General features: G+C 69.0%; 22 protein-coding genes. 3 read left to right on the forward strand and 19 right to left on the reverse strand.

The window, feature by feature from the left end:
- Positions 1 to 111: 111 nt before the first annotated feature.
- The 5 genes from GobsT_RS18235 to GobsT_RS41110 all read right to left on the reverse strand — a co-directional run bounded on the left by GobsT_RS18235 (position 112) and on the right by GobsT_RS41110 (position 3,741).
- Complete coding sequence (locus GobsT_RS18235) at positions 112 to 639, reverse strand: HEAT repeat domain-containing protein (RefSeq protein ID WP_148087789.1); 528 nt, start codon at positions 637 to 639, stop codon at positions 112 to 114.
- A gap of 211 nt (positions 640 to 850) precedes the next feature.
- Positions 851 to 1,381 (reverse strand): hypothetical protein, encoded by a 531-nt coding sequence (locus tag GobsT_RS18240; protein WP_010038118.1) that lies wholly within the window; start codon positions 1,379 to 1,381, stop codon positions 851 to 853.
- 114 nt (positions 1,382 to 1,495) lie between these two features.
- Positions 1,496 to 1,888 carry an SMI1/KNR4 family protein gene (locus tag GobsT_RS18245; RefSeq protein WP_010038120.1) on the reverse strand — a complete coding sequence of 131 codons (393 nt, stop codon included), beginning with the start codon at positions 1,886 to 1,888 and terminating at the stop codon, positions 1,496 to 1,498.
- 69 nt (positions 1,889 to 1,957) lie between these two features.
- Entirely contained in the window at positions 1,958 to 2,659 is a 702-nt protein-coding gene (locus GobsT_RS18250) for a hypothetical protein (protein ID WP_148087609.1), read from the reverse strand.
- A gap of 833 nt (positions 2,660 to 3,492) precedes the next feature.
- On the reverse strand, positions 3,493 to 3,741 hold the full coding sequence (locus GobsT_RS41110) for a hypothetical protein (RefSeq protein WP_417936407.1): 249 nt from the start codon (positions 3,739 to 3,741) through the stop codon (positions 3,493 to 3,495).
- Between GobsT_RS41110 and GobsT_RS18260 the strand changes: the two genes are divergently transcribed.
- Entirely contained in the window at positions 3,733 to 4,014 is a 282-nt protein-coding gene (locus GobsT_RS18260) for a hypothetical protein (RefSeq protein ID WP_010038125.1), read from the forward strand. The genes GobsT_RS41110 and GobsT_RS18260 overlap by 9 nt on opposite strands.
- A gap of 95 nt (positions 4,015 to 4,109) precedes the next feature.
- Here GobsT_RS18260 and GobsT_RS18265 read toward each other — a convergent pair whose 3' ends face one another.
- The 6 genes from GobsT_RS18265 to GobsT_RS18295 form a co-directional block, all read right to left on the reverse strand.
- A complete protein-coding gene (locus GobsT_RS18265; protein ID WP_232068380.1) occupies positions 4,110 to 4,928 on the reverse strand; it encodes a hypothetical protein in 819 nt (272 codons plus the stop codon).
- A gap of 252 nt (positions 4,929 to 5,180) precedes the next feature.
- Positions 5,181 to 6,023: an alpha/beta fold hydrolase gene (locus GobsT_RS18270; protein WP_148087790.1), complete on the reverse strand. Its 843-nt coding sequence runs from the start codon at positions 6,021 to 6,023 to the stop codon at positions 5,181 to 5,183.
- Between the two features lie 136 nt (positions 6,024 to 6,159).
- Positions 6,160 to 7,317 (reverse strand): transposase, encoded by a 1,158-nt coding sequence (locus tag GobsT_RS18275; RefSeq protein WP_010033494.1) that lies wholly within the window; start codon positions 7,315 to 7,317, stop codon positions 6,160 to 6,162.
- Between the two features lie 580 nt (positions 7,318 to 7,897).
- The gene (locus GobsT_RS18285; protein ID WP_010038132.1) at positions 7,898 to 8,392 is read right to left on the reverse strand and encodes a hypothetical protein; all 495 of its coding nucleotides are present in this window, start codon (positions 8,390 to 8,392) and stop codon (positions 7,898 to 7,900) included.
- A gap of 123 nt (positions 8,393 to 8,515) precedes the next feature.
- Entirely contained in the window at positions 8,516 to 8,860 is a 345-nt protein-coding gene (locus tag GobsT_RS18290) for an SMI1/KNR4 family protein (protein WP_010038134.1), read from the reverse strand.
- Between the two features lie 115 nt (positions 8,861 to 8,975).
- The gene (locus GobsT_RS18295; protein WP_010036124.1) at positions 8,976 to 9,416 is read right to left on the reverse strand and encodes a hypothetical protein; all 441 of its coding nucleotides are present in this window, start codon (positions 9,414 to 9,416) and stop codon (positions 8,976 to 8,978) included.
- A gap of 1,295 nt (positions 9,417 to 10,711) precedes the next feature.
- Here GobsT_RS18295 and GobsT_RS18310 point away from each other — a divergent pair.
- Positions 10,712 to 11,857 carry an ISAs1-like element ISGob5 family transposase gene (locus GobsT_RS18310; RefSeq protein WP_010033957.1) on the forward strand — a complete coding sequence of 382 codons (1,146 nt, stop codon included), beginning with the start codon at positions 10,712 to 10,714 and terminating at the stop codon, positions 11,855 to 11,857.
- 353 nt (positions 11,858 to 12,210) lie between these two features.
- Here the strand turns inward: GobsT_RS18310 and GobsT_RS18320 are convergent, their stop codons facing one another.
- The 8 genes from GobsT_RS18320 to GobsT_RS39735 form a co-directional block, all read right to left on the reverse strand.
- On the reverse strand, positions 12,211 to 12,687 hold the full coding sequence (locus tag GobsT_RS18320; protein WP_010038138.1) for a hypothetical protein: 477 nt from the start codon (positions 12,685 to 12,687) through the stop codon (positions 12,211 to 12,213).
- An 842-nt stretch (positions 12,688 to 13,529) separates the two neighbouring features.
- Positions 13,530 to 13,979 (reverse strand): hypothetical protein, encoded by a 450-nt coding sequence (locus tag GobsT_RS18330; RefSeq protein ID WP_010038141.1) that lies wholly within the window; start codon positions 13,977 to 13,979, stop codon positions 13,530 to 13,532.
- A 71-nt stretch (positions 13,980 to 14,050) separates the two neighbouring features.
- Positions 14,051 to 14,302, reverse strand: a complete 252-nt coding sequence (locus GobsT_RS18335) for a hypothetical protein (protein ID WP_010036135.1) — start codon at positions 14,300 to 14,302, stop codon at positions 14,051 to 14,053.
- A gap of 122 nt (positions 14,303 to 14,424) precedes the next feature.
- Entirely contained in the window at positions 14,425 to 14,856 is a 432-nt protein-coding gene (locus tag GobsT_RS18340) for a hypothetical protein (protein WP_010036156.1), read from the reverse strand.
- Positions 14,857 to 14,928: 72 nt separating this feature from the next.
- Positions 14,929 to 15,372, reverse strand: a complete 444-nt coding sequence (locus GobsT_RS18345) for an SMI1/KNR4 family protein (RefSeq protein ID WP_010036179.1) — start codon at positions 15,370 to 15,372, stop codon at positions 14,929 to 14,931.
- Between the two features lie 911 nt (positions 15,373 to 16,283).
- Positions 16,284 to 16,727: an SMI1/KNR4 family protein gene (locus tag GobsT_RS18360; protein WP_010036179.1), complete on the reverse strand. Its 444-nt coding sequence runs from the start codon at positions 16,725 to 16,727 to the stop codon at positions 16,284 to 16,286.
- A gap of 535 nt (positions 16,728 to 17,262) precedes the next feature.
- The gene (locus GobsT_RS18370) at positions 17,263 to 17,676 is read right to left on the reverse strand and encodes a hypothetical protein (RefSeq protein WP_010038145.1); all 414 of its coding nucleotides are present in this window, start codon (positions 17,674 to 17,676) and stop codon (positions 17,263 to 17,265) included.
- A 538-nt stretch (positions 17,677 to 18,214) separates the two neighbouring features.
- Positions 18,215 to 18,712 (reverse strand): hypothetical protein, encoded by a 498-nt coding sequence (locus tag GobsT_RS39735; protein ID WP_232068381.1) that lies wholly within the window; start codon positions 18,710 to 18,712, stop codon positions 18,215 to 18,217.
- Positions 18,713 to 20,258: 1,546 nt separating this feature from the next.
- Here GobsT_RS39735 and GobsT_RS37895 point away from each other — a divergent pair.
- Entirely contained in the window at positions 20,259 to 20,777 is a 519-nt protein-coding gene (locus GobsT_RS37895; protein WP_162542151.1) for a hypothetical protein, read from the forward strand.
- Positions 20,778 to 20,802 lie beyond the last annotated feature (25 nt).

A 20,802-nucleotide genomic window follows, 5' to 3' on the forward strand; every position in this document is an offset into this window, starting at 1 on the left:
TCCCGCCCTTCAGTGCCGAACGAACAGCTCACCTGCACCGCCACCACCGGATGAGCGGTACGTCCCAAATCAGATGGCGGTGTCAGGTGCAGCGCCGGGTTCGGCTCTGCGTTACGGCGACGGGTAGTGAGGTACCCACGTAGCGTTAGGCTTGTCTGCCGACACACTGAACCCCCAGCCGTATACCGCCCACCACCGCCGCCACAGCTGCCGGTTCTCCGGATCGAAGTCTGCGCCACTGCGATCTCGCCCGATCTGCTGGCCGGTCAGGTACGGGAGCGCGAACGAGAAGCACATGACCCGGACCCAGCGGGGATCATCCGACCCGAGGCCGCGCACGTCGTCGGTGGGGTAGGCGTCGATCAGCAGCGGCACCGTCTCGCGATCGCCGATCGCACCGAGTACCAGAACAACCTCGTTCCGGATCGCCTCCTCACCCACGAGCCGGTGGAGCGCCGGGAGTGCGCGAGCACCCAGCCGGATCAGCTCCTTCATCGGCGGGGAGAACTGCAGCACTTCCCCGCCGGGGATGAGCGTGCCGAAGAACTGCACCCGCCCGGCCGGCTCGCGCAATCGGGCGATCAATTGCTCCACTTCCGAGTCGGGCTCCTGTGCCGAGGCCTGAGGTGGTGGTTTCATCGCGTGCACACCCCACCACAGGACCGCGGCAGCCACGGCGGAGGAGAGTGCGCACGCGCCGATGAACAGTAAGCGCTTCCGCATACCTCACCTTTTATGGCCGAACAATGAGCTCACCTGCACCGCCCTCACCGGATGAGCGATGGGTCACAAATCCGATGGCGGTGTCAGGTGCAGCGTCGGGTTCGGCAGGCCTTTGCTCGCCCGCGGGTCACCCCAGCCAACGCCGCCAAAACCACAGCCACCCGACTCCGCCGCGCCGCAACTCCCGCCGCAGGAGCCGGGCGGCCGACTGCCCGATTGGATACGTCTGGGCATGCGAACCCGGCCCGACTACGCGGACGTTGCCGCACCAGAAGCAGATCAGGAACTCGGCGACCTGACCGCCGCGGGAGGCGCGGACCGCGTAGTGCGGGTCGAAGCACAGCGCCCACCCGAGGCCCTCGCGGTTGGCCGCGACAAGCGCCTGCCCGACCGCACGCCTCCGGTCTGCGGTTGGCACCCGAGCGACGCCGCGGATACGATACCCTCGAATGAACCCTGGACCTTCTCGCATCGGCGGGTCGTCGTACTCCTCATCCTCGTCGCTCCCGTCGTGATCGGGCAGGTGAGGGTCGACGGACAGAATTTCGACCTCCTCCGGCGACGCCAAGATATCCAATACGGACGGCGGGAAGAGGAACTCGCGGTCGGGTCGCGAATTAGCCTCGAAAGGCGGTGGTTCGAGAACGTCCGCACTCACGTGTCGCCCTCCGGTGGCCGAACATAAAGCTCACCTGCACCGCCCCCTGCCAAGGGAGCGATGCCATCCAAGCTACATGGCGGTGTCAGGTGCAGCGCCGGGTTCGGCGTGCCTTTACTCCGCGCACAGGAAACCCGCGGCCTGCCACGCCGCAAAGCTCTGGGCTACTGGCTCAAAGCAGTCCGGCGTCATTGCCCCCATGCCGACGCTGTGGACCTGCCCGTCCGCGAGCGACAGCACGAGCGCGACCCCGCCGCTGTTGTCGCCGATCATCAGGTGCCCTGGGCAGTACGCCCGCGACTCGTGGGTGTCATTCCGCTCCATCACGGCGGTGCGACCGTACACCAGCGTCCGCCCATTGGCCGCGAGGAACGACACGGCGGTGCCCGCTAGGAAGGAACGGTACGGCTCCGGCAGCGGTCGCCCGAGCCATGTCTCGACCTCTTCCAGCGACTGCACGCCCTGCGCCCTCCGGTGGCCGAACGGACAGCTCACCTGCACCGCCATGCCCCCTTTAGGCTCGCACCTGCTGACGATGGCGGTGTCAGGTGCAGCGCCGGGTTCGGCGGATTGGGATCAGGGCATGCTTGATGACTGCGGAGCGGCTTGGGTATTCGGTGTTTGTTTGTGCTTGTCAATCTCTGCGAAGTAGCGACCGCCGAAGAACGCCACGACCGAGGCGATGCCCGCGAGAAGGACTGTGGTAACTGCCGTGATGACCGCGAGACGCTTCTTGTAGCTGTAATCCTGAGCCGTTCGCTTCGATTCTTGCGACTCTTGCCACGCGCGGCGATCCTTCTCTTGGGCTTCTTGCCACTGGCGGTTCTTCTCATCCTTCTCGTCCTGCTTGCGGTCGCGTTCATTCTGCCACTGTCGCGCCTTCTCGGCTTCGGCGGCTTGGTGAGCGCGGTTTTTGTCGGCTTCGGTCGCGTTCTTCTCTTGCACTTCTCGCGCGACCTCTCTTGCGGTAATCATTTCGGCATGCTCCTTTGGACTGTGCCCAGATTCAAATGCACAGTAATCGGAACATGCTCGCTCTGAGTTGATGGCGGCTACATACGATTTCTGCTTGTCCCGCGTATCCTCGAACTGGCGTTTGTAATCCTCTTCGGGTCCGGCGTGGCCGTGGAAACAGAACGGCGAATGTCGAGCACCAGGAAAAGAGGTTGACTTGCCGGTGCGGCGCCACTCCAAGTCAACGAGCTTCAACTCGGGGTCGTGATCCACTTTCCCGGAGAGGAACCCACAGTTAGCGCATCGGACCTTGGGCGATTCCATCCGCGCATTCCCCTCTGGTTGCCGAACATAAAGCTCACCGGCCGCGGTGTGAGCGACACGGTCTAAAAACAGCGCAGTATACAGCGGTCCGGTGCAGCGCCGGGTTCGGCCTCGGGGCACCTCCGCGGATCGCGTCCGCGCGCCACGACTGCGGTTCTGCGGTTCTGCGGAGCGCCGCGCATCCGCTGTGCCCGCGCCACCGGGGCACATCCGCAGAGCCCGAGGCCGCGACACGCGCGGACTCGTGCGGCCACCACATTCTCTCCGATGGGCCGCGGCGATGCAAGCCACCTCGTGCGACACAACCGCCTACCGTGCTGGGGACCACACGCCCACCACACCGGAGCGTGTGTCGCGTGAAGCTCGCGGCGCGGCCGAACATAAAGCTCACCTGCACCGCCATCACACGATGAGCGATGCGTCCCAGATCAGATGGCGGTGTCAAGCGCCGCGCCGGGTTCGGCTCGATGCCCTCGGCGGTTCCGGGCCATACGCTCAGCACCGCGCATCCGCTGTGCCCGCGGGACCGGTGCGGCCGAGCGGAGCGCCACCGACCCGACGCGCCGTGCCGCCGCACACCGGAGGCCAGACCCAACCGCACCTCGCGGCGATGAGCCGCGCCCGCCCCGACGGGCACCACGCGCAGCACCACACGACCGTCGGACGCGGTGCGGACCATGCGCCCACCGCCGCCGCACGCGCGCTCATGCAGCCTTGTGTGGCCGAACTTACAGCTCACCGGCCCGGCCACCACACCAATCACGACAACGACACGCCGGCGAGCAGCACGAAACCAATCACGTGGCTGGGTCAGGTGCAGCGCCAGGTTCGGCCTAACGACCTGCGGCGACCAGTGCCTCGCGTATCCGACTCGCGACAACTTCGTCATCCCATGTGGTGGCCCGGAGGTTCGACACGACGTTGGCCGGGAGAGGGCATCCGGCCCGAACCAGAACCCGGATTGACATCGCTGCTTCACGCCGAACCTTTGGCACCGGGTCGCGCAGCAGTCCGGCGAGCGCTGGCAGTGCGGCTGCGGCAGCATCATTCGGCTCGCGGGCTTCAGGAACGAAGTGCCGCAAGGCCTCGGCTGCCGCCGCCCGATTCTTGGCGTCCGTGGCGACGAGCTGACGGATGCAGCCAACGACCGCTTCGTCCGGTGCGTCCGTTACGGACTCCGGTACCTCGGCACCGATCGCCGCAAGGGCCGCCCGGACCTCCGGGTGTACATCCGCTACGTCCGACGGATCAACGTCGTGTTCGACCAGAAGCCGAAGCAAGCCCGCGGTAACCTCCTGCCGCTGCCGCTTGTTGCGGACACGGGCTTGGATCAGCGGCCACACGTCCGCGAATAGCTCGGCTCCGGCTCGCCACGACATCCGCATGCCTCGTCTTGCCGAACAAAGAGCTCACCTGCACCGCCATCATCGAATGAGCGATGCGTCACAAGTTAGCCGGCGGTGTCAGGTGCAGCGCCGGGTTCGGCCCGCGGCCGCCACTGCTTGAGCTGTCGCTCATGCTCCTCAGCCTTAACTCGGCAGAGGGTAAACGCCTCGTCCAGCGACTCCACGCACAGACCCGCATACTCGTCCCGCAACAGTGACCGGAGTGCATCACGACAACCGTCCCCAACCACGATGGCGAGCGGCCACTGGAGCTTGGTCACCCCATCGCGCCCGATCTGAGTGACCCACGCCATGTTGTCTCCCCAGCGGTACACGAGCTCACGGAAGTCGAGGACGGTACACCGTGACCACCACGCCTCCCGGGCGGCTGCGGACGCGGCGAGGATGTACTTGGCGTCCGGCGTGCCCTCGGACCCATCGCGATAGGAGCCGAAGTAGCGAACGACGAGGAACTCGGGAGGTTGGAACTGCGGGCCATCGACGACCGCCACTTCGTGCCGCAAAGCGGAGAGGTCCGAATAGGTCACCGTTCTCAGCCGGACGTTCCCCATCCGCGCCCTCTTCCTGCCGAACGAATAGCTCACCTGCACCGCCATCACCGGATGAGCGGCGAGTCTCGAATCAGCGGGCGGTGTCAGGTGCAGCGCCGGGTTCGGCTCGCTCACGTCCGCGCCGCGCATCCGCGCGAGCCCACCCACCGGTGCGTGCGAGCGGAGCCACCACCGCCCCTGCGCGCCGTGCCGCGGCACACCGGTGGCCGCCCACCACCGCCACCCGCGGCGATGAGCCGCGCCCACCACCGGCGGGCACCACGCGGAGCACCACCGACCCGCACCACCGTGTCGCCGCACATCACGGACCATGCCCAACCGCACCTCGCGGCGGCGAGCCGCGCCAGACCCGATCGGCACCACGCGGAGCACGACGCGCGGGCGTCACCTTCGCGGACCACACCGTCAGCGCCGCCGCACGCGCGCTCGCGCGGCTCGGGGTGGCCGAACGAACAGCTCACCGGCCCGGCCGCGACACCAGTGTGCGGCAGAGACGCGCAGGGAGCCACGGGAAACCGACTACGTGGCCGGGTCCGGTGCAGCGCCTGGTTCGGCGCCTGCGTCTCACTCGAAGAAGGCGGCGAGCTTGGCAGCCAGCCAGCCGCGGAACTCCGGCGTTGTCGGCGGGCAGTGCTTGCACCCGGCGATCACCTCACCGTCGGCGTGCGGGACGATCGCCCGCACCCGCCCCACGACCGCCGCGCCGGGGAACGAGATGTCGTCGGCCGCCCCGAGCACCAGCACCGGCATTGTCAGCCGCCGCAGCTCGTCGTCGGTCGCTAGCGGCGGGATGCGGAAGTCGAACGGCATGTCCCGGATGGCGTCGCCGGTGTACCCGGCCCAGTCGGGGTCCCAGGTTGTGAACAGCGGGTCGAGCAGCCGCCGTAGGTTCCGCTCCGTCCGCCACACCCGGTACCGGATCATCGGCAGGGCCATCTTGGTCAGCCCCTTCCAGTGTGAGCCGTTGGCGATCCCGGCGGGGACCAGCAGGGCCAGACGGCAGACCCGCTCGGGTGCCGCCGAGGCGGCCTGCCGTGCGACGAACCCGCCCCAACTCACCCCGAACAGGTTCACCGCACCGAGGCCCAGCCCGTCGAGCAGGTCCCCAAGCCACCGGGCGTGGGAGTCGTCGGTCAGGGGTAGTTTCACTTGCAGACCGCGGACCGATTGGCCCGGCAGGTCGGGGGCAACGACGCGGAACCGTTCGAGGAGGGGACTCAGTTCGGCAACGAGGAAGGCCGAGCCGGTCCGCATGGCATGCAGGCAGACGAGCGGCGGACCATCAGTGCGACCGGCGAGTAGCACTTGATTCGGCCCGTACCGCGTCGGCACCTCGCGGCTCTCGACCGAACCCAGGATGCGGTCCCGGAAGCGGTCGAACCACGACTCCAGTCGATCGCGAGCCACATCGTTCTTCCACGTCACGGCCACCCGGAAGCCCTCTCTTGCCGAACGAACAGCTCACCTGCACCGCCACCACACGATGAGCAGTGCGTCACAATACAGCGGGCGGTGTCAGGTGCAGCGCCGGGTTCCAGTAGTTTCAAGTTGGCGGCTTGGTTTTGTTGGCCGATCGTGCAGTAGTAATGGACTTATTTTCGCCATCTGTAGGTGCCAGCCCATCGGCCAACAGTATCAGGCATACCGCCGCCAGTGTCCACCCGAGGCCGCGGGCTGAGCGGGACCACAACCAGGCGTTACGCAGGATCAGCCCGACGGCCACCCACAGGAGTCGCACGACCCCATCGGTGGTCGAGGTCCGGGGCCGAACCTGCCCCAACTGGCGGTAGCTGCTCTCGATCCCGAATCGGGTCCGGTACAGGTCCCGAATCGCCACCGGGCTCCCGCTCACCCGCCACACCGCGTACAGTAACTTCTTGCTCCGCCGGCCCCCGGTCCGCCGGTACCGGTAGCTCTTGTGAGCGATCACCACGTGCACCCGCACCGAGGTGCCCCGATCCGCGTGGGTGTACGCATATCGACCCGCGCCCCGCCGCCGCACGGCCCGCAACCCGACCCCCTTCACCCCGGGCCGGGGCTTGCGGCCCCGGACCACGGCCGGGATCACGAACGGCACACCCCGCGCCTGGAGCAACCGCATCACCGCGATCGAGAAGAACGCCTTGTCCAGCAGCGCGACCCGGACCGTAACCCGTGCCGCCGTCACCTGATCCAACAGCCGGGTGAGCACCGCGGTCATCGGCTCCTTCTCGCCCACGGCCGTCAACCCGAGCGTGTACCGGTCCGGTCCCCCGACGAGGCACGCGGTGGCGTACGTGTGGAACGTGTGGGTGCCGCCGGCCCCCTTGGACCGGGTGGTGTCCCGGTTCGGCGTCCCGAAGTACCCGATCCGGTGGTAGTCGATCGCGACCCGAGCCGCCCGCTTCCGCTTGCCGAGCGGGGCGTGGAGGGCCGGCCGCAACCGCCGCTCGAGGGTGCGGCGCCGCTTGGGCAGCGTGAGGTACAAGCAATCCCAGATGGCCTGCCCGGACGGGGCGTCGGCGATCGCGGCACAGGCCGCGGCCACCGAGCGGGCGAACGCCGCGGCGAACAGCACCACCCGCCACACCACCTCGGGTGTACAGGTGCGGCGACGCTTGGGCAGTTGGACCGCACGGCCGAGCCAGTCGGTCAGGACCGGACGGAGGTGCCGGGTGGCGTGGGCCGGGGTGGCTCGGATAGACTGACGTTTGGGTCGCATGGGGGCTCCGACAGTGGAGGCGTGGTAACCACCATTGACCGGTAAACCCATGCGGCCCGCTACTCATAAATCGCCCAACTTGAAACTACTGGGTTCGGCTTCTGCGCTGGCAGTTGCGTTTCCGCGGAGCCCGCGCCCGCGTCGCGGTTCCGCGGGGCCACCACCGACCCGCGCCACCGTGTCGCGGCACACCGTAGGCCACCCACCACCGCACCTCGCGGCGACGAGCCGCGCCGCCCACCCACGGGCACCACGCGGAGCACCACCGACCCGCATCACCATGCCGCCGCACACCGGAGGCCGCGCCCAACCGCACCTCGCGGCGGTGAGCCGCGCCCATCACCCCCGGGCACCACGCAGAGCCCGACCAGCGGGGCTCACCCACGCGGACCACACGTTCTGCGCCGCCCGCACGCGCGATCGAGCGACTCGGGTGGCCGAACGAACAGCTCACCTGCACCGCCATTATCGGATGAGCGGTGCGTCCCAGATCCGCGGGCGGTGTCAGGTGCAGCGCCGGGTTCGGCGTGCCTTTCGCTGCTTGCGAATGGAAGGCCCCGGCACGCCAAGCGAGCCGCCCCTATTTGAACTCGAAGGAGGCGACGAACGCAGCGGCCTCCGTCGAGCTGACGAACTCCTTTGAACCCCGAACCATGATTGCGTAGATGCGGGTGCCGTTGACGACCAGCACGAGACGGCCATGTACCCCGTCCCTCTCGGTGAGCAGGTCCCGCGCGGGCAACTTGTCCGGCCCGAACGTGACCTCCTTCCGCTCGGTGACCTTCGCCCCGGTCCTCTTGACGAGCCCACTCTCAACTGAGTCGTAGAACGTGCCCAGGTTCTTTAGCTCTGCCGCGGGCACCTCGCCGTAGGCCACCCCGTGAAGCGTGCCTTGGCTCTCCACGAGCACGGCGTCGAGGGAAGCGCGCCCCTTCTCATTCTTGTGCGTTTTGGCCTCCGCGCCCTTCGGGAAGGCAATCGCGAATTGCCCCTCTTTCGAGGTGTACTTCTCACCGCCAGCAGCAGCACCGGCGACGGTGATTGTCAACACGAGGGCGATGGACAGTGCCTTCATGGGTAATCCGCCAACGGCCTCGGGTTGCCGAACATAAAGCTCACCTGCACCGCCATCATACCGCCAGCGAGGCGTCACAAATCAGCCGGCGGTGTCAGGTGCAGCGCCGGGTTCGGCGGGCCTTTACTCCGCGCACAGGAAATCCGCGGCCTGCCACGCCGTAAAGCTCTGGGCTACTGGCTCAAAGCAGTCCGGCGTCATTGCCCCCATGCCGACGCTGTGGACCTGCCCGTCCGCGAGCGACAGCACGAGCGCGGCCCCGCCGCTGTTGTCGCCGATCATCAGGTGCCCTGGGCAGTACGCTCGCGACTCATAGGTGTCATTCCGCTCCATTACGGCGTTGCGACCGTACACCAGCGTTCGCCCATTGGCCGCGAGGAACGACACGGCGGTCCCCGCTAGGAAGGAACGGTACGGCTCCGGCAGCGGTCGCCCGAGCCATGTCTCGACCTCTTCCAGCGACTGCACGCTCTGCGCCCTCGGGGTGGCCGAACAAATAGCTCACCGGCCGCGCACGCCGCGACACGGTCTACCGAGTGCGTAGTTTACAGCGGTCCGGTGCAGCGCCGGGTTCGGCGGGCCTTTACTCGGCAGGCGGCTCCCGCCCGGCCGCGACCTCGTCGATAGTGGCGTTGACCCGCCACGCTGCGTCCAAGTCGCAAGCTCGGAGCTGCGGCGGCACATGCCCCCGGCCGCGGATCCGGGCGACGAGCGCGTCGGGCAACCGCAGCCCGTGCCGCTCGACGTAGTGCGCCAGCGTGTGCGGCCAGAGCCACTCCCCATCCCACCGCCAGGTCGCATTGTCGGTCAGCGACTCGCCGCACAGCGAACATGGGCAGTAGCTCGGCTGCGTGGACCAGCACACCGGCGTCTGCCGCAGGTACTCCAGCAGTTCCGCTCGGTCCGCCACCTGCCAGGACGCATCGAGGAGACGACCGAGGGACGGGAACACATCGTCCTGCGTGGACTCCCAGCAGAAGAAGCCGAACCATCGGTGGGGCCAGTCCCGCCACAGGTCTGCCACCGCCTAAGCCCTCTCTTGCCGAACGAACAGCTCACCTGCACCGCCCCCTCCCAGGGAGCGGTGCCATCCAGACTACATGGCGGTGTCAGGTGCAGCGCCGGGTTCGGCTTGCTCACATCCGCGCCGCGCATCCGCGGAAGCCCGCCTACCGGTGCGGCCGAGCGGAGCGGCACCGATCCGACGCGCCGTGCCGCGGCACGCCGGAGGCCACCCACCACCGCCACCCGCGGCGATGAGCCGCGCCCGACACCCACGGGCACCACGCGGAGCCACCACCGACCCGCACCGCCGTGTCCCCACGCGCTCCCGGCCGCGCCCAACCGCACCTCGCGGCGGCGAGCCGCGCCCGCCACCCACGGGCACCACGCGGAGCACTACACCCGGGGTTCACCAACGCGGACCACACGCCCACCGCCGCACGCGCGATCGTGCCCGCGATGGTTGCCGAACGAACAGCTCACCTGCACCGCCAGGATGAAGTGAGCATCACAACTGCGGCCGATGGCGGTGTCAGGTGCAGCGCCGGGTTCGGCTCACTGACCTCCGCGGTTCCGGGCGACACGCGCCGCACCGCGGCTCCGCGGAGCCCGTGCCACCGGTGCGGCCGGGCGGAGCACCCCCAACCCGATGCGCCGTGTCGCGACACATCGGAGGCCACCCACCACCGCCACCCGCGGCGATGAGCCGCGCCCGCCACCTACGGGCGCCACGCGGAGCACCACCGACACGAACCGCCGTGTCCCCACCCGCGCCCGGCCACGCCCAACCACACCTCGCGGCGGCGAGCCGCGCCAGACCCGATCGGCACCACGCGGAGCGCCACCGAACCGACACGCCGTGTCCGCACCCGCCACCGGCCGCGCCCACCGCACCTCGCGGCGACGAGCCGCGCCACACACCCACGGGCACCACGCGGAGCCCGACACGCACTGTTCACCTTTGCGGACCATACGTTCAGCGCCGCCGCACGCGCGATCGAGCGCCTTGGGGTTGCCGAACGAACAGCTCACCTGCACCGCGAGATCCCGGGCCGCGGTGCGTCGCAATACCGCATGGCGGTGTCAGGTGCAGCGCCGGGTTCGGCGCGCGGACCTCCGCGGTTCCGGGCACACGCCGAGCGCCGCGGCTCCGCGGATGCCCGGGCCACCAGGGCAAACGCACTCAATCCCCTAGGAATCGCTGGATTCTAGCTAATTTTGAGGCGTGTGATCGAGCGGCCATCGCTCGCCTCCTGCGCATGTGCGGCCCCGCCTCCATATGATTCTGGCGCGCCCTCACCGCCTCGGAGTCTGCCGATGAGTGCCGCCCCCGGCCCACGCCCGTTAATCGAGTACCTGTCCCAGATCCCGGATCCGCGGGTCGAGTTGAAGTGCTTCCACGACTTGATTGATGTACTCATGATCGTGACCTGTGGGACGATCGTCGGGGCCGATGACTTCGTGTCGATCGCCGAGTTCGCGCGGGCCAAGGAGTCCTGGTTCCGGGACCGGCTGGGGCTGACGCTGCGCAACGGGATTCCGTCCCACGACACCCTCAACCGGGTGTTCGCGCTGGTCCGCCCGGAGGCGTTCGGGCGGTGCTTCCGGGCGTGGGTCGCGGACGCCGCCGAGGGCCTCCGGGTGCCCCACATCCCGATCGACGGGAAGACCATGCGGGGGTCCAAGCGGGTCACCGGCACGGGGGCTCGCAAGGCCACACACATCGTCAGCGCATGGGCTCAGCAGTTGGGCCTCACGTTGGCCCAGGTGAAGACCGACGAGAAGTCCAACGAGATCACCGCGATCCCGGAACTGCTGGAGCGGCTGGACCTCGCGGGGGCCCTGGTGAGCATCGACGCGATGGGCACCCAGAAGGACATCGCCCAGCAGATCGTGGCCGCCAAGGGGGACTACCTGCTGGCGGTCAAGGACAACCAGCCGCGGCTGCTCGAGGACATCCAGCGGTTGGCCGAGGGGGCCCTAGAGGCGAGCTACGCGGGCCGCTCGACCGACCTCAACGAAGGAACGGGCCACGGGCGCGAGGAGATGCGGTTCTGTTTCGTGATCGACGACCTGGAGTCGATCCGGGACCGGAATGTGTGGCCCCGGTTGCGGTCCGTCGTGGTGCTCGTCAGCAGCCGCACGGTCGCCGGTAGGACGAGCGACGAGGTGCGGTATTACATCAGCTCGCGGAAGGCATCGGCCAAGCGGTTCCAAACGTGGATCCGGGCTCATTGGTGCATCGAGAATTCATGCCATTGGGTGCTGGATGTCGCGTTCCGAGAAGACGACCACCGACTCCGTGAAGGGCACGGCCCGCAGAATATGGCCCTCGTGCGCAAGATCGCCTTGGCGATGTTGAAGAAGGCAAACGCCAAATGTGGGATCAAGAACCGGCGACTCAAGGCCGGATGGGATAATACCTACCTCGAACAGGTACTACTGAAAAATCCCGAGGATTGAGTGCGTTTGCCCTGCCCGGGCCACCGGTGCGGCCGAGCGGAGCACCACCGAACCGACGCCCCGTGTCCCGGCATATCGAGGGCCACGCCCACCGACAACTCGCGGCGACGAGCCGCGCCGACCACCGGCGGGCACCACGCGGAGCACCACCGACCCGAACCACCGTGTCCCCACCCGCGCCTCGCGGCGGCGAGCCGCGCCCGCTCCGACCGGCACCACGCGGAGCCCGACACGCGCGGTTCACTCACGCGGACCACGCGCCCACCACCGCACGCGCGCTCCTGCACGCGATGGTGGCCGAACAGGAAGCTCAGTAGCGGCGGGGCCCGGCTGAGCTCCACGTCACGGAGACCCTACACACCCCCGCCATCTGCTGCAGCGCGGGGTTCGGCCGCGAGCTGGTCGAGTACCGGGTACTTGATCGCCCAGTACCGGAAGTAGTAGATCGGGGCCATCGACGCCCGCCACGTCTCGTACTGGAGGACGGCCTCGTCGCTCCCGGCGAGCCGAAGCCACATGACCCCCAGCCCCACCCGCCCGCCGGTCTTGAAGTCGCCGAACCAGGTGTCGCGGACATCGAGGGTGGCGGCCGCCACCTCCCGGCCAGCATAGGCACCGAGCACCCGCCGGGTGGTGAGCAGAAACCAGCCGTCCGCTGCGAGGAAGAAGCTGACGATGACCAACTCCCCCGGCTGTAGCGCGGCACGGGCCAGCGCCTCCGGGTGGGCGTCACCGACCAGCGTGTACCGGTACTCCGGCGTGCTGATCGCGTGCTTGCCGATGTACCAGAGCGCCGTCGAGCGGATCTTCGCGTCGGGCCAGTTGTCCAACCGCGTGCCCCCCAGGGCCGAACGAACAGCTCACCTGCACCGCCCCTCCAAGGGAGGGATGCGTTCCGAACTCCGTGGCGGTGTCAGGTGCAGCGCCGGGTTCGGCGCGCGCACCACCGCGGTTCGCTTCTGCGCCGTTGCGCACGCGGCTGCGCGGAGCCCGCGCCGGCGCCGCGCATCGGCCGTGCCCGAGGCCGCGACATGCGCGGTGCCGTGCGGCCCGCCGCTGCATCTCAACCGGGGCCGCGGCGACACCCGGCACCTCGTGCGACACAACCGTCTTACGCACCGCGGGCCACGCGCCCACCACCGCCGCACGCGCGTTCATGCACGCGATGGTAGCCGAACGAACAGCTCACCTGCACCGCCATCACCGGATGAGCGGTGCGTCACAAGTCAGCGGGCGGTGTCAGGTGCAGCGCCGGGTTCGGCTCGCTCACATCCGCGCAGCGCATCCGCGGATGCCCGCCCACCGGTGCGACCGGGCGGAGCACCACCGAACCACGGCGCCGTGTCCCGACACATCGGGGGCCACCCACCACCGCCACACGCGGCGATGAGCCGCGCCCGCGACCGATCGGTCTCAGCGGAGCACCACCGACCCGCACCACCGTGTCCCCATCCGCACCCGGCCACAACCACCGCAAGCTCGCGGCGACGAGCCGCGCCAGCCCCAACCGGCACCACGCGAAGCCCGACGCGCGCGGTTCACCACCGCGGACCACACGCACACCGCCGCACGCGCGCCCTCATGCACGCGATGGTTGCCGAACAAATAGCTCACCTGCGGCGGGCGGCTTTGAGCCCGCCGTCAGGTGCAGCGACGGGTTCGGCACTGCCACCTACGCGGTTGTGGACCAGAAGAACGCTACGAACGTCTCGGCCACCGCCGCCACCGCCGCCACGTCATTCCAGTCCGCGTACATCCGCAGGCCCGACCGATATCCGGTCAACTCGACCAGGTATGGCGGGAGGGGCCGACGCAGCCCGCTGCCGTACTCCGCGACCAGCCGGGCGAACTCATGCGCGGTGATCGGCTCGCAGAGCCCGGCTTCGGCATATGGCCGGAAGTACGTCTCCCTGCCCGACCAACCCTGCGCCTGAAGTGCCTCCATCCAGAACCGGAGACCACTGGCGAAGTCACGCTTCCAACCGAGGAACGCCCAGATGGACTCCTCGCAGTCCGGTGAGACGAAGTCTTGGCCCTCGAACTGCGTAACCTCCAGTCGCGGAGAATCAGTGGCTGCAACGCGAGGGAGCTCGGCGATCAGTTCTTGCCGGGTGAACACCACATCTGCGCCTCTGGTTGCCGAACATAAAGCTCACCTGCACTGCCAGGATCGAGTGAGCAACACAACGCAGATCAGATGGCGGTGTCAGGTGCAGCGCCGGGTTCGGCGCCTCGAGTGTTCCTGACGACACGCCCGGCCGCGAAGCCACTCGCCCATGCCACGCGGGTTGCGATCAGTGGTGGCATGACGGCCGACACGGCCAGCACCATCAGCGCACCCAACGGCTGCTCGGACGCGATCGACCCGGCTACCTGCATCCCGCCGAGCGTGATGAGCGCACCCATCACCACATGCAGGATCGTGAGCGCGGCTTTCTGGGACACGCGCAACCTCCGCTGCCGAACATAAAGCTCACCTGCACCGCCATCATACCGTCAGCAACGCGTCACAAATCAGCGGGCGGTGTCAGGTGCAGCGCCGGGTTCGGCATCTGCGCAGCCCCCAGCTACCCGCCGTTGACCTCGGCCGCCACGACCCGACCATCCGGGCCGAAGTGAACGTACAGGAAGGCGTCGTCGAAGCCGTATGGGCCGAGGCCGCTCCAGCATCCCAGCCAGTACACCCACGTCTCCGGGTGGTCCAGTCGAACGCCGTACCCGTCCACCGGCCCCCGCGGGTCACGCGACGGTGGCTCGCCCTCGCCCAGCAGTTCCCGCACACGCTCTTTGGGCGTCCCAGCGGGCAGGTGGCGGATGGCGTCACGGGCCATCGGCCCCCGCCCCCGCTCGTCGGCGGCCGCCCACGCCGCCGGGCTGAATGGGCGGTCGTCGAACGGGTCGAGATACCGGTCGAGCGCGACGAACCCGGCCACGCACCCGCGGGCCAACAGCAACGCGGCCAGGGCGAGCAAGCCGACGACACACTTCCACCGCCGCATCTCGCACTGCCTCTGTTGCCGAACATAAAGCTCACCTGCACCGCCCTCACCGGATGAGCGGTGCGTCCCGAATCAGCCGGCGGTGTCAGGTGCAGCGCCGGGTTCGGCGTTTGGGGATAACCCGGCGGCCAGGAACGCGGGGAACGAAGGGGCCATCTCGTGGATGCCGCCAAAGTCGTGATCCTCGACCAGCACTCGCCCGGACGAGAGCTCGATGCCGAACGGGTTGCCGCCGCCATCCCAACCGATGATGAACACTCCTCGCATGTGCCAGAACTCGTTGTCCGCTCGGAACTGGCGGTGCGAATCGGCCAACTCGGGCAGCCCGTCGATCCACTCGCCGTCACCGCCCACGCGCCCGCCGCACACCGTCAGGTACTCGCGGAACGCTGGCGGGATCGTCCCGAACTCGACCTCGAACGCCCGCAGGTCGCCCTCGGCGGCCGGCGGGTGGCGTTCCTCCTCAGGGCAGGCGTGCCACGCCGCGACAAGGAGTTGCCGCAGTCGCTCGTTCACATGCAAGCCCTCTGTGGCCGAACAGAAAGCTCACCTGCACCGCCATCATGGGATGAGCGATGCGTCCCGAATCAGCGGGCGGTGTCAGGTGCAGCGCCGGGTTCGGCTCTTCGTCGGCCGTAGCGGTTCCGCGGAGCCCGCTCCACCGACACACATCCGTAGAGCCACCACCGACGCGCGTCCGCGGAGCCGCGACCGCGCATCTGCTGCACCCGCCTGGCCGCCGAAGTCCGCCGAGGCAAGCCTCTGTTCAAGTCTCCGACGTGCCCGGAAGCCGGGCGCCGCAGAACGAGCAACGGGTGAGGCTCGGTCCAACCAGGATCGACACCCGGCGACACGACAGGCACACGGCCCGTCGCACCCCGACTGCTACCGCGATAGCCCCCACCACAGCGCCAAGACCGGTGAACATCAGCGACAGAGGCCACATCTGCGAGAGCAGTAATCCGCCGAAGAACAGGATAGCGGCAACTGTCAATCCGTGCCGGTATGTTCTTCGTCGCCATTCTGCCACCGTTCGCCCTCTGCTTGCCGAACCAGGAGCTGAGCTGCAAGCCGCCCCTCTCAGGACGGTCTCCCCTTGCTCCCGCGACGGCTGGTCAGCTCCAGCGGGGGGTTCGGCCGACGGCCGCCTCCTTCCGCCAGAGGATGAGTGAGCCTTGCAGCTCAGCTCCGGGTTCGGCCGCCGCCGGATGAGCTCAGCCCACCGGGGACATCGCACGGCGGGAGATCACCATGCGACCTCAGGCCGCTCGGATCGGCGGGCCCTCGCCGGTCGCCTTCACCAGGGGGGAGGTGGCGACAACCTTACGACCGCCCGCCGATCCGCGGCGAATGCAACCACCTCACGGCGGCGGCCGAACATAAAGCTCACCTGCACCGCCCTCACCGGATGAGCGGTGCGTCCCGAATCAGCCGGCGGTGTCAGGTGCAGCGCCGGGTTCGGCGTTTGGGGATAACCCGGCGGCCAGGAACGCGGGGAACGAAGGGGCCATCTCGTGGATGCCGCCAAAGTCGTGATCCTCGACCAGCACTCGCCCGGACGAGAGCTCGATGCCGAACGGGTTGCCGCCGCCATCCCAACCGATGATGAACACTCCTCGCATGTGCCAGAACTCGTTGTCCGCTCGGAACTGGCGGTGCGAATCGGCCAACTCGGGCAGCCCGTCGATCCACTCGCCGTCACCGCCCACGCGCCCGCCGCACACCGTCAGGTACTCGCGGAACGCTGGCGGGATCGTCCCGAACTCGACCTCGAACGCCCGCAGGTCGCCCTCGGCGGCCGGCGGGTGGCGTTCCTCCTCAGGGCAGGCGTGCCACGCCGCGACAAGGAGTTGCCGCAGTCGCTCGTTCACATGCAAGCCCTCTGTGGCCGAACAACAAGCTCACCTGCACCGCCAGGATCGAGTGAGCATCACAACGGTGGCCGATGGCGGTGTCAGGTGCAGCGCCGGGTTCGGCTTCTGCGCGGGCCGTTGCGGTTCCGCGGAGCCCGCGCTCGTACCGCGCATCCGCGGAGCCACCACCGACCCGAACCGCCGTGTCCCGGCCCACCGAGGGCCACCCACCACCGCACCTCGCGGCGATGAGCCGCGCCCACCACCGACCCGTATCGGCGGAGCACCACCGACCCGCAATCACCGTGTCCCCACCCGCACCCGGCCACGACCAACCGCACCTCGCGGCGGTGAGCCGCGCCAGACCCGACCGGCACCACGCGGAGCACGACGCGTGGGGTTCACTCACGCGGACCACACGCACACCGCCGCCGCACGCGCGATCCAGCGCCCTCGGGGTGCCGAACATACAGCTCACCTGCACCGCCATCACCGGATGAGCGGTGCGTCACAAGTCAGATGGCGGTGTCAGGTGCAGCGCCGGGTTCGGCTCCTATCGAGCTGCTGGGAAGTCCGAAAACGAAGCCGTCACGAACTCCAGCGCGCCGTCCGCGGTTGAGCGGAAGCCCAGGCTCACCGTACCCGTCGGCGTGTCAATTACGCCCAGGTGCGACACCAGTTCCTCGGAAAGCAGGTGATAACCACTGGCCCCATTCCGGACGACCGACACACGGTACCCACCGACCAGAGCCGGCTGATGTTGGAGGAGCCAATCGACCGTTCCCGCGTGCCCGTGGAGCAGCGGCTCGGCGGCCAGCGCGGTGCGATCCGAGGCGACAACCGCGGCGGCCACGCGCTCTGTTGCCGCGATGGCCTCAGGTGGGGCGGCTGACCGCTGACGAACCGCTACGACGGCCACGACCGAGAGGGTGGTGGCAACCGCCAGGACCGCGACGCGGGATCGCATTCTTGCGCCCTCTGGGTGCCGAACGAACAGCTCACCTGCACCGCCCCTCCCAAGGAGCGATGCGTCCCAAGTCAGCGGGCGGTGTCAGGTGCAGCGCCGGGTTCGGCTTCTGCGCCCCGCGCCGCGCATCCGCGGAGCCCGCCCACCGACGCGGCCGAGCGGAGCCACCACCGACCCGACCCGCCGTGTCCCGGCACACCGGAGGCCACGCCCACCGCCACACGCGGCGACGAGCCGCGCCAACCACACACGGGCGGCACGCGGAGCACCACCGAACCGAAACGCCGTGTCCGCACCCGCCACCGGCCGCGCCCACCGCACCTCGCGGCGACGAGCCGCGCCCGGCACCCACGGGCACCACGCAGAGCGCCACACCACCGCCTGATGCACTGCGGACCACACGCACACCGCCGCACGCGCACTCGCGCGGCTCTGGGTGGCCGAACATAAAGCTCACCTGCACCGCCATCATACCGTCAGCGGTGCGTCGCAGTATAGCGGGCGGTGTCAGGTGCAGCGCCGGGTTCGGCTGTCTTTGCTACCCAATCTGCTCCCGCACCGCCTGCCACTGCTCCCAAAGGCGTTCTGGGTGCAGGCGCGGGATCGGCATCTGTGCATCCAGCGAGGCGTAGAACCGCTCGGCCTGAGACAACGGCATGGAGGTACACGCCGCCGTATCCCGGACCTCCAGCACCTCGGCCTCGGTAAGCGGCGCCCCCTTCTGCCTCTCCCGAGCGCGTAGGAGCATAGCCAGCGGATTGAGGAACACCGGAACGGTCAACTCGGGTAGGCCGGCCCGCCGGCGGACGCTGGTAAAGTTGGCATACACGTTATCGACCAGCACCCGCCAGTCGGAGACCCCGTAGTACGTGCGGCCGACCCCGATCAACTCGTGGTGGCCGGGGTGGTGGGCTTTGCTGCGGGCGGCGGCGTTCGCCTCCTCGACCAACCCGCCGCTCCACTTGGCGGCCGCCCCGACCCGCTCAATCATGCACCGCAACACGGCCGCATCGACATCCGCCACGGCGAGTCCCATCGCCCGCCCGGTATCCACCCCGAACCCGTAAAGGAGCATACCGAGGACAGAAACATTGAGGTCGTCACGTACCCAACGCCAGTCAGCGAGGACGGCGTCGGCCAGTTCGCCGACACGATCAGTCAAAGTGCCGCGCGCCATCCTCACCCTCTTCTTGCCGAACAATAAGCTCACCGGCCGCGCACGCCGCGACACGGTCACCGAAGTACGCACTTTACAGCGGTCCGGTGCAGCGCCCGGTTCGGCTTCTGCGCTGGCATTTGCGGTTCCGCGGAGCCCGCGCCCGCGTCGCACATCCGCGGAGCCACCACCGATCCGCACCACCGTGCCGCGGCACACCGGGGGCCACCCAACACCGCACCTCGCGGCGGTGAGCCGCGCCAACCCCGACCGGCACCACGCGGAGCACCACCGACTCGCACCACCGTGTCCCAAGGCACTGCCAGCCACGCCCACCCGCACCTCGCGGCGGTGAGCCGCGCCCGCACCCACGGGCACCATGCGAAGCCCGACACCCGGGGTTCACTTACGCGGACCACGCGCCCACCACCACCGCACGCGCGATCCAGCAGCGTCGGGTGCCGAACATAAAGCTCACCTGCACCGCCATCACACGATGAGCGGTGCGTCACAAGTCAGCGGGCGGTGTCAGGTGCAGCGCCGGGTTCGGCTCGATGCCCTCGGCGGTTCGGGGTCGCACGCCGAGCGCCGCGCATCCGCAGAGCCCGCGGCACCGACGCGGCTGGGCGGAGCACCACCGACCCGACGCGCCGTGTCCCGGCACACCGGAGGCCGCCCACCACCGCACCTCGCGGCGATGAGCCGCGCCGACCACCCACGGGCCACACGCGGAGCACCACCGACCCGCACCGCCGTGTCCCGACACATCGGAGGCCACGCCCAACCGCAAGCTCGCGGCGATGAGTCGCGCCAGACCCGACCGGCACCACGCGAAGCCCGACGCGCGCGGTTCACCACCGCGGACCACACGCACACCGCCGCACGCGCGATCCAGAACGCGATGGTTGCCGAACCAGTGTTTAGTGTGCGAGGCTTCGCACAATAACACGGGACTATTTCACTCGGCGCACCACGCGCCGGGAACCGAACTACTGACCGGCCTTATCGTTACCGTGTGAAGGGCGTCTTCACAATATGCGCAATAACGGGGTAATGGGCCGTGCGAAACTTCGACTCGGCCTTCACGGCTCGCACAATAACACGGTAACGGCTCGCGCGAACGGGAAGAGCACTTCGATACTTCGCCCGGTAACAATTGCCCCACTCGTGCGAGCCGACGCGTTCTTCCGCGCCGCCCGAGCCGGCACGCCCAGAAGTCTACCGGCGTCGTCGCCTGCGCTCAAGACCCTCATTTCTTTTCGGTCCAGTGCCCGCGCGCCCGTTCGTCCGTCTCGTTCCGCCGGCACATCACCCGTCGCGCCGCTCGTCATTTCATCCGGGCAACCCGGCTCGCCACACTGAACGCACTTACTTCCAGCGTTTCCGGGCGGCGTGCTGCCCGCGCGCGCCCCACACGGAGCGGGTCATGGCGGTGTCGATCAGGCGGGAGAAGGGCGGGCAGGTGCACTACGCGGTGAGCCTGGACGCGCGGCTGTCGAGCGACGGCAGCGGGGTCCAGGTCGTCACCGGCACCGGGCAGGTGACCGAGTGGAGCCCGGACGCGGGCCGGGCCGGGCGGTTCCCGGACGCGCTCGGGCAGCACGCCGCCCGGCACTACAACGGCCGGGCCAACGCGGGCACCGTCACGTTCACGGACGAGCGCGGCCGGGTGCTGGCCGCGGTGGACGGCGCGGCCGCCCCGGAGCCGGACGAGACCGAGCTGCAGGAGCTCCGCGCCGAGCGGGACGAGTTCCGGCGGCAGGCGCGGGTGCTGGGCGACGAGGTCGAGCGGCTCCGCGCCGAGGCGGCGCAGCAGAAGACGTACGCCGACACGGCCGCCCAGGTGGACGAGGGGCGGCGCAAGGAGATCGCGGACCTGACCAGGAAGGTCGCCGAACTGGAGAAGCAACTTGCGGCCCGGCCCGCCGAGAAGCCGGGCAAGTAGCCGCACCCGGCCGAGCCGCACCCCT

Origin of the sequence: Gemmata obscuriglobus (genome assembly GCF_008065095.1) — a bacterium.
In the GTDB taxonomy this organism is placed as follows: domain Bacteria; phylum Planctomycetota; class Planctomycetia; order Gemmatales; family Gemmataceae; genus Gemmata; species Gemmata obscuriglobus.

What these genes read in the sequence shown, in the direction of transcription:
- GobsT_RS18245 (WP_010038120.1), bottom strand. Translation starts at nt 1,888, where the DNA reads ATGGCGGTGCAGGTGAGCTGTCCGTTCGGCCACCGGAGGGCGCAGGGC.
- GobsT_RS39735 (WP_232068381.1), bottom strand. Translation starts at nt 18,712, where the DNA reads ATGGGACTCGCCGTGGCGGATGTCGATGCGGCCGTGTTGCGGTGCATG.
- GobsT_RS18310 (WP_010033957.1), top strand. Translation starts at nt 10,712, where the DNA reads ATGAGTGCCGCCCCCGGCCCACGCCCGTTAATCGAGTACCTGTCCCAG.
- GobsT_RS18250 (WP_148087609.1), bottom strand. Translation starts at nt 2,659, where the DNA reads ATGGAATCGCCCAAGGTCCGATGCGCTAACTGTGGGTTCCTCTCCGGG.
- GobsT_RS37895 (WP_162542151.1), top strand. Translation starts at nt 20,259, where the DNA reads ATGGCGGTGTCGATCAGGCGGGAGAAGGGCGGGCAGGTGCACTACGCG.
- GobsT_RS18235 (WP_148087789.1), bottom strand. Translation starts at nt 639, where the DNA reads ATGAAACCACCACCTCAGGCCTCGGCACAGGAGCCCGACTCGGAAGTG.
- GobsT_RS18370 (WP_010038145.1), bottom strand. Translation starts at nt 17,676, where the DNA reads ATGCGATCCCGCGTCGCGGTCCTGGCGGTTGCCACCACCCTCTCGGTC.
- GobsT_RS18340 (WP_010036156.1), bottom strand. Translation starts at nt 14,856, where the DNA reads ATGCGGCGGTGGAAGTGTGTCGTCGGCTTGCTCGCCCTGGCCGCGTTG.
- GobsT_RS18285 (WP_010038132.1), bottom strand. Translation starts at nt 8,392, where the DNA reads ATGAAGGCACTGTCCATCGCCCTCGTGTTGACAATCACCGTCGCCGGT.
- GobsT_RS18265 (WP_232068380.1), bottom strand. Translation starts at nt 4,928, where the DNA reads ATGGTCCGTGATGTGCGGCGACACGGTGGTGCGGGTCGGTGGTGCTCC.
- GobsT_RS18275 (WP_010033494.1), bottom strand. Translation starts at nt 7,317, where the DNA reads ATGCGACCCAAACGTCAGTCTATCCGAGCCACCCCGGCCCACGCCACC.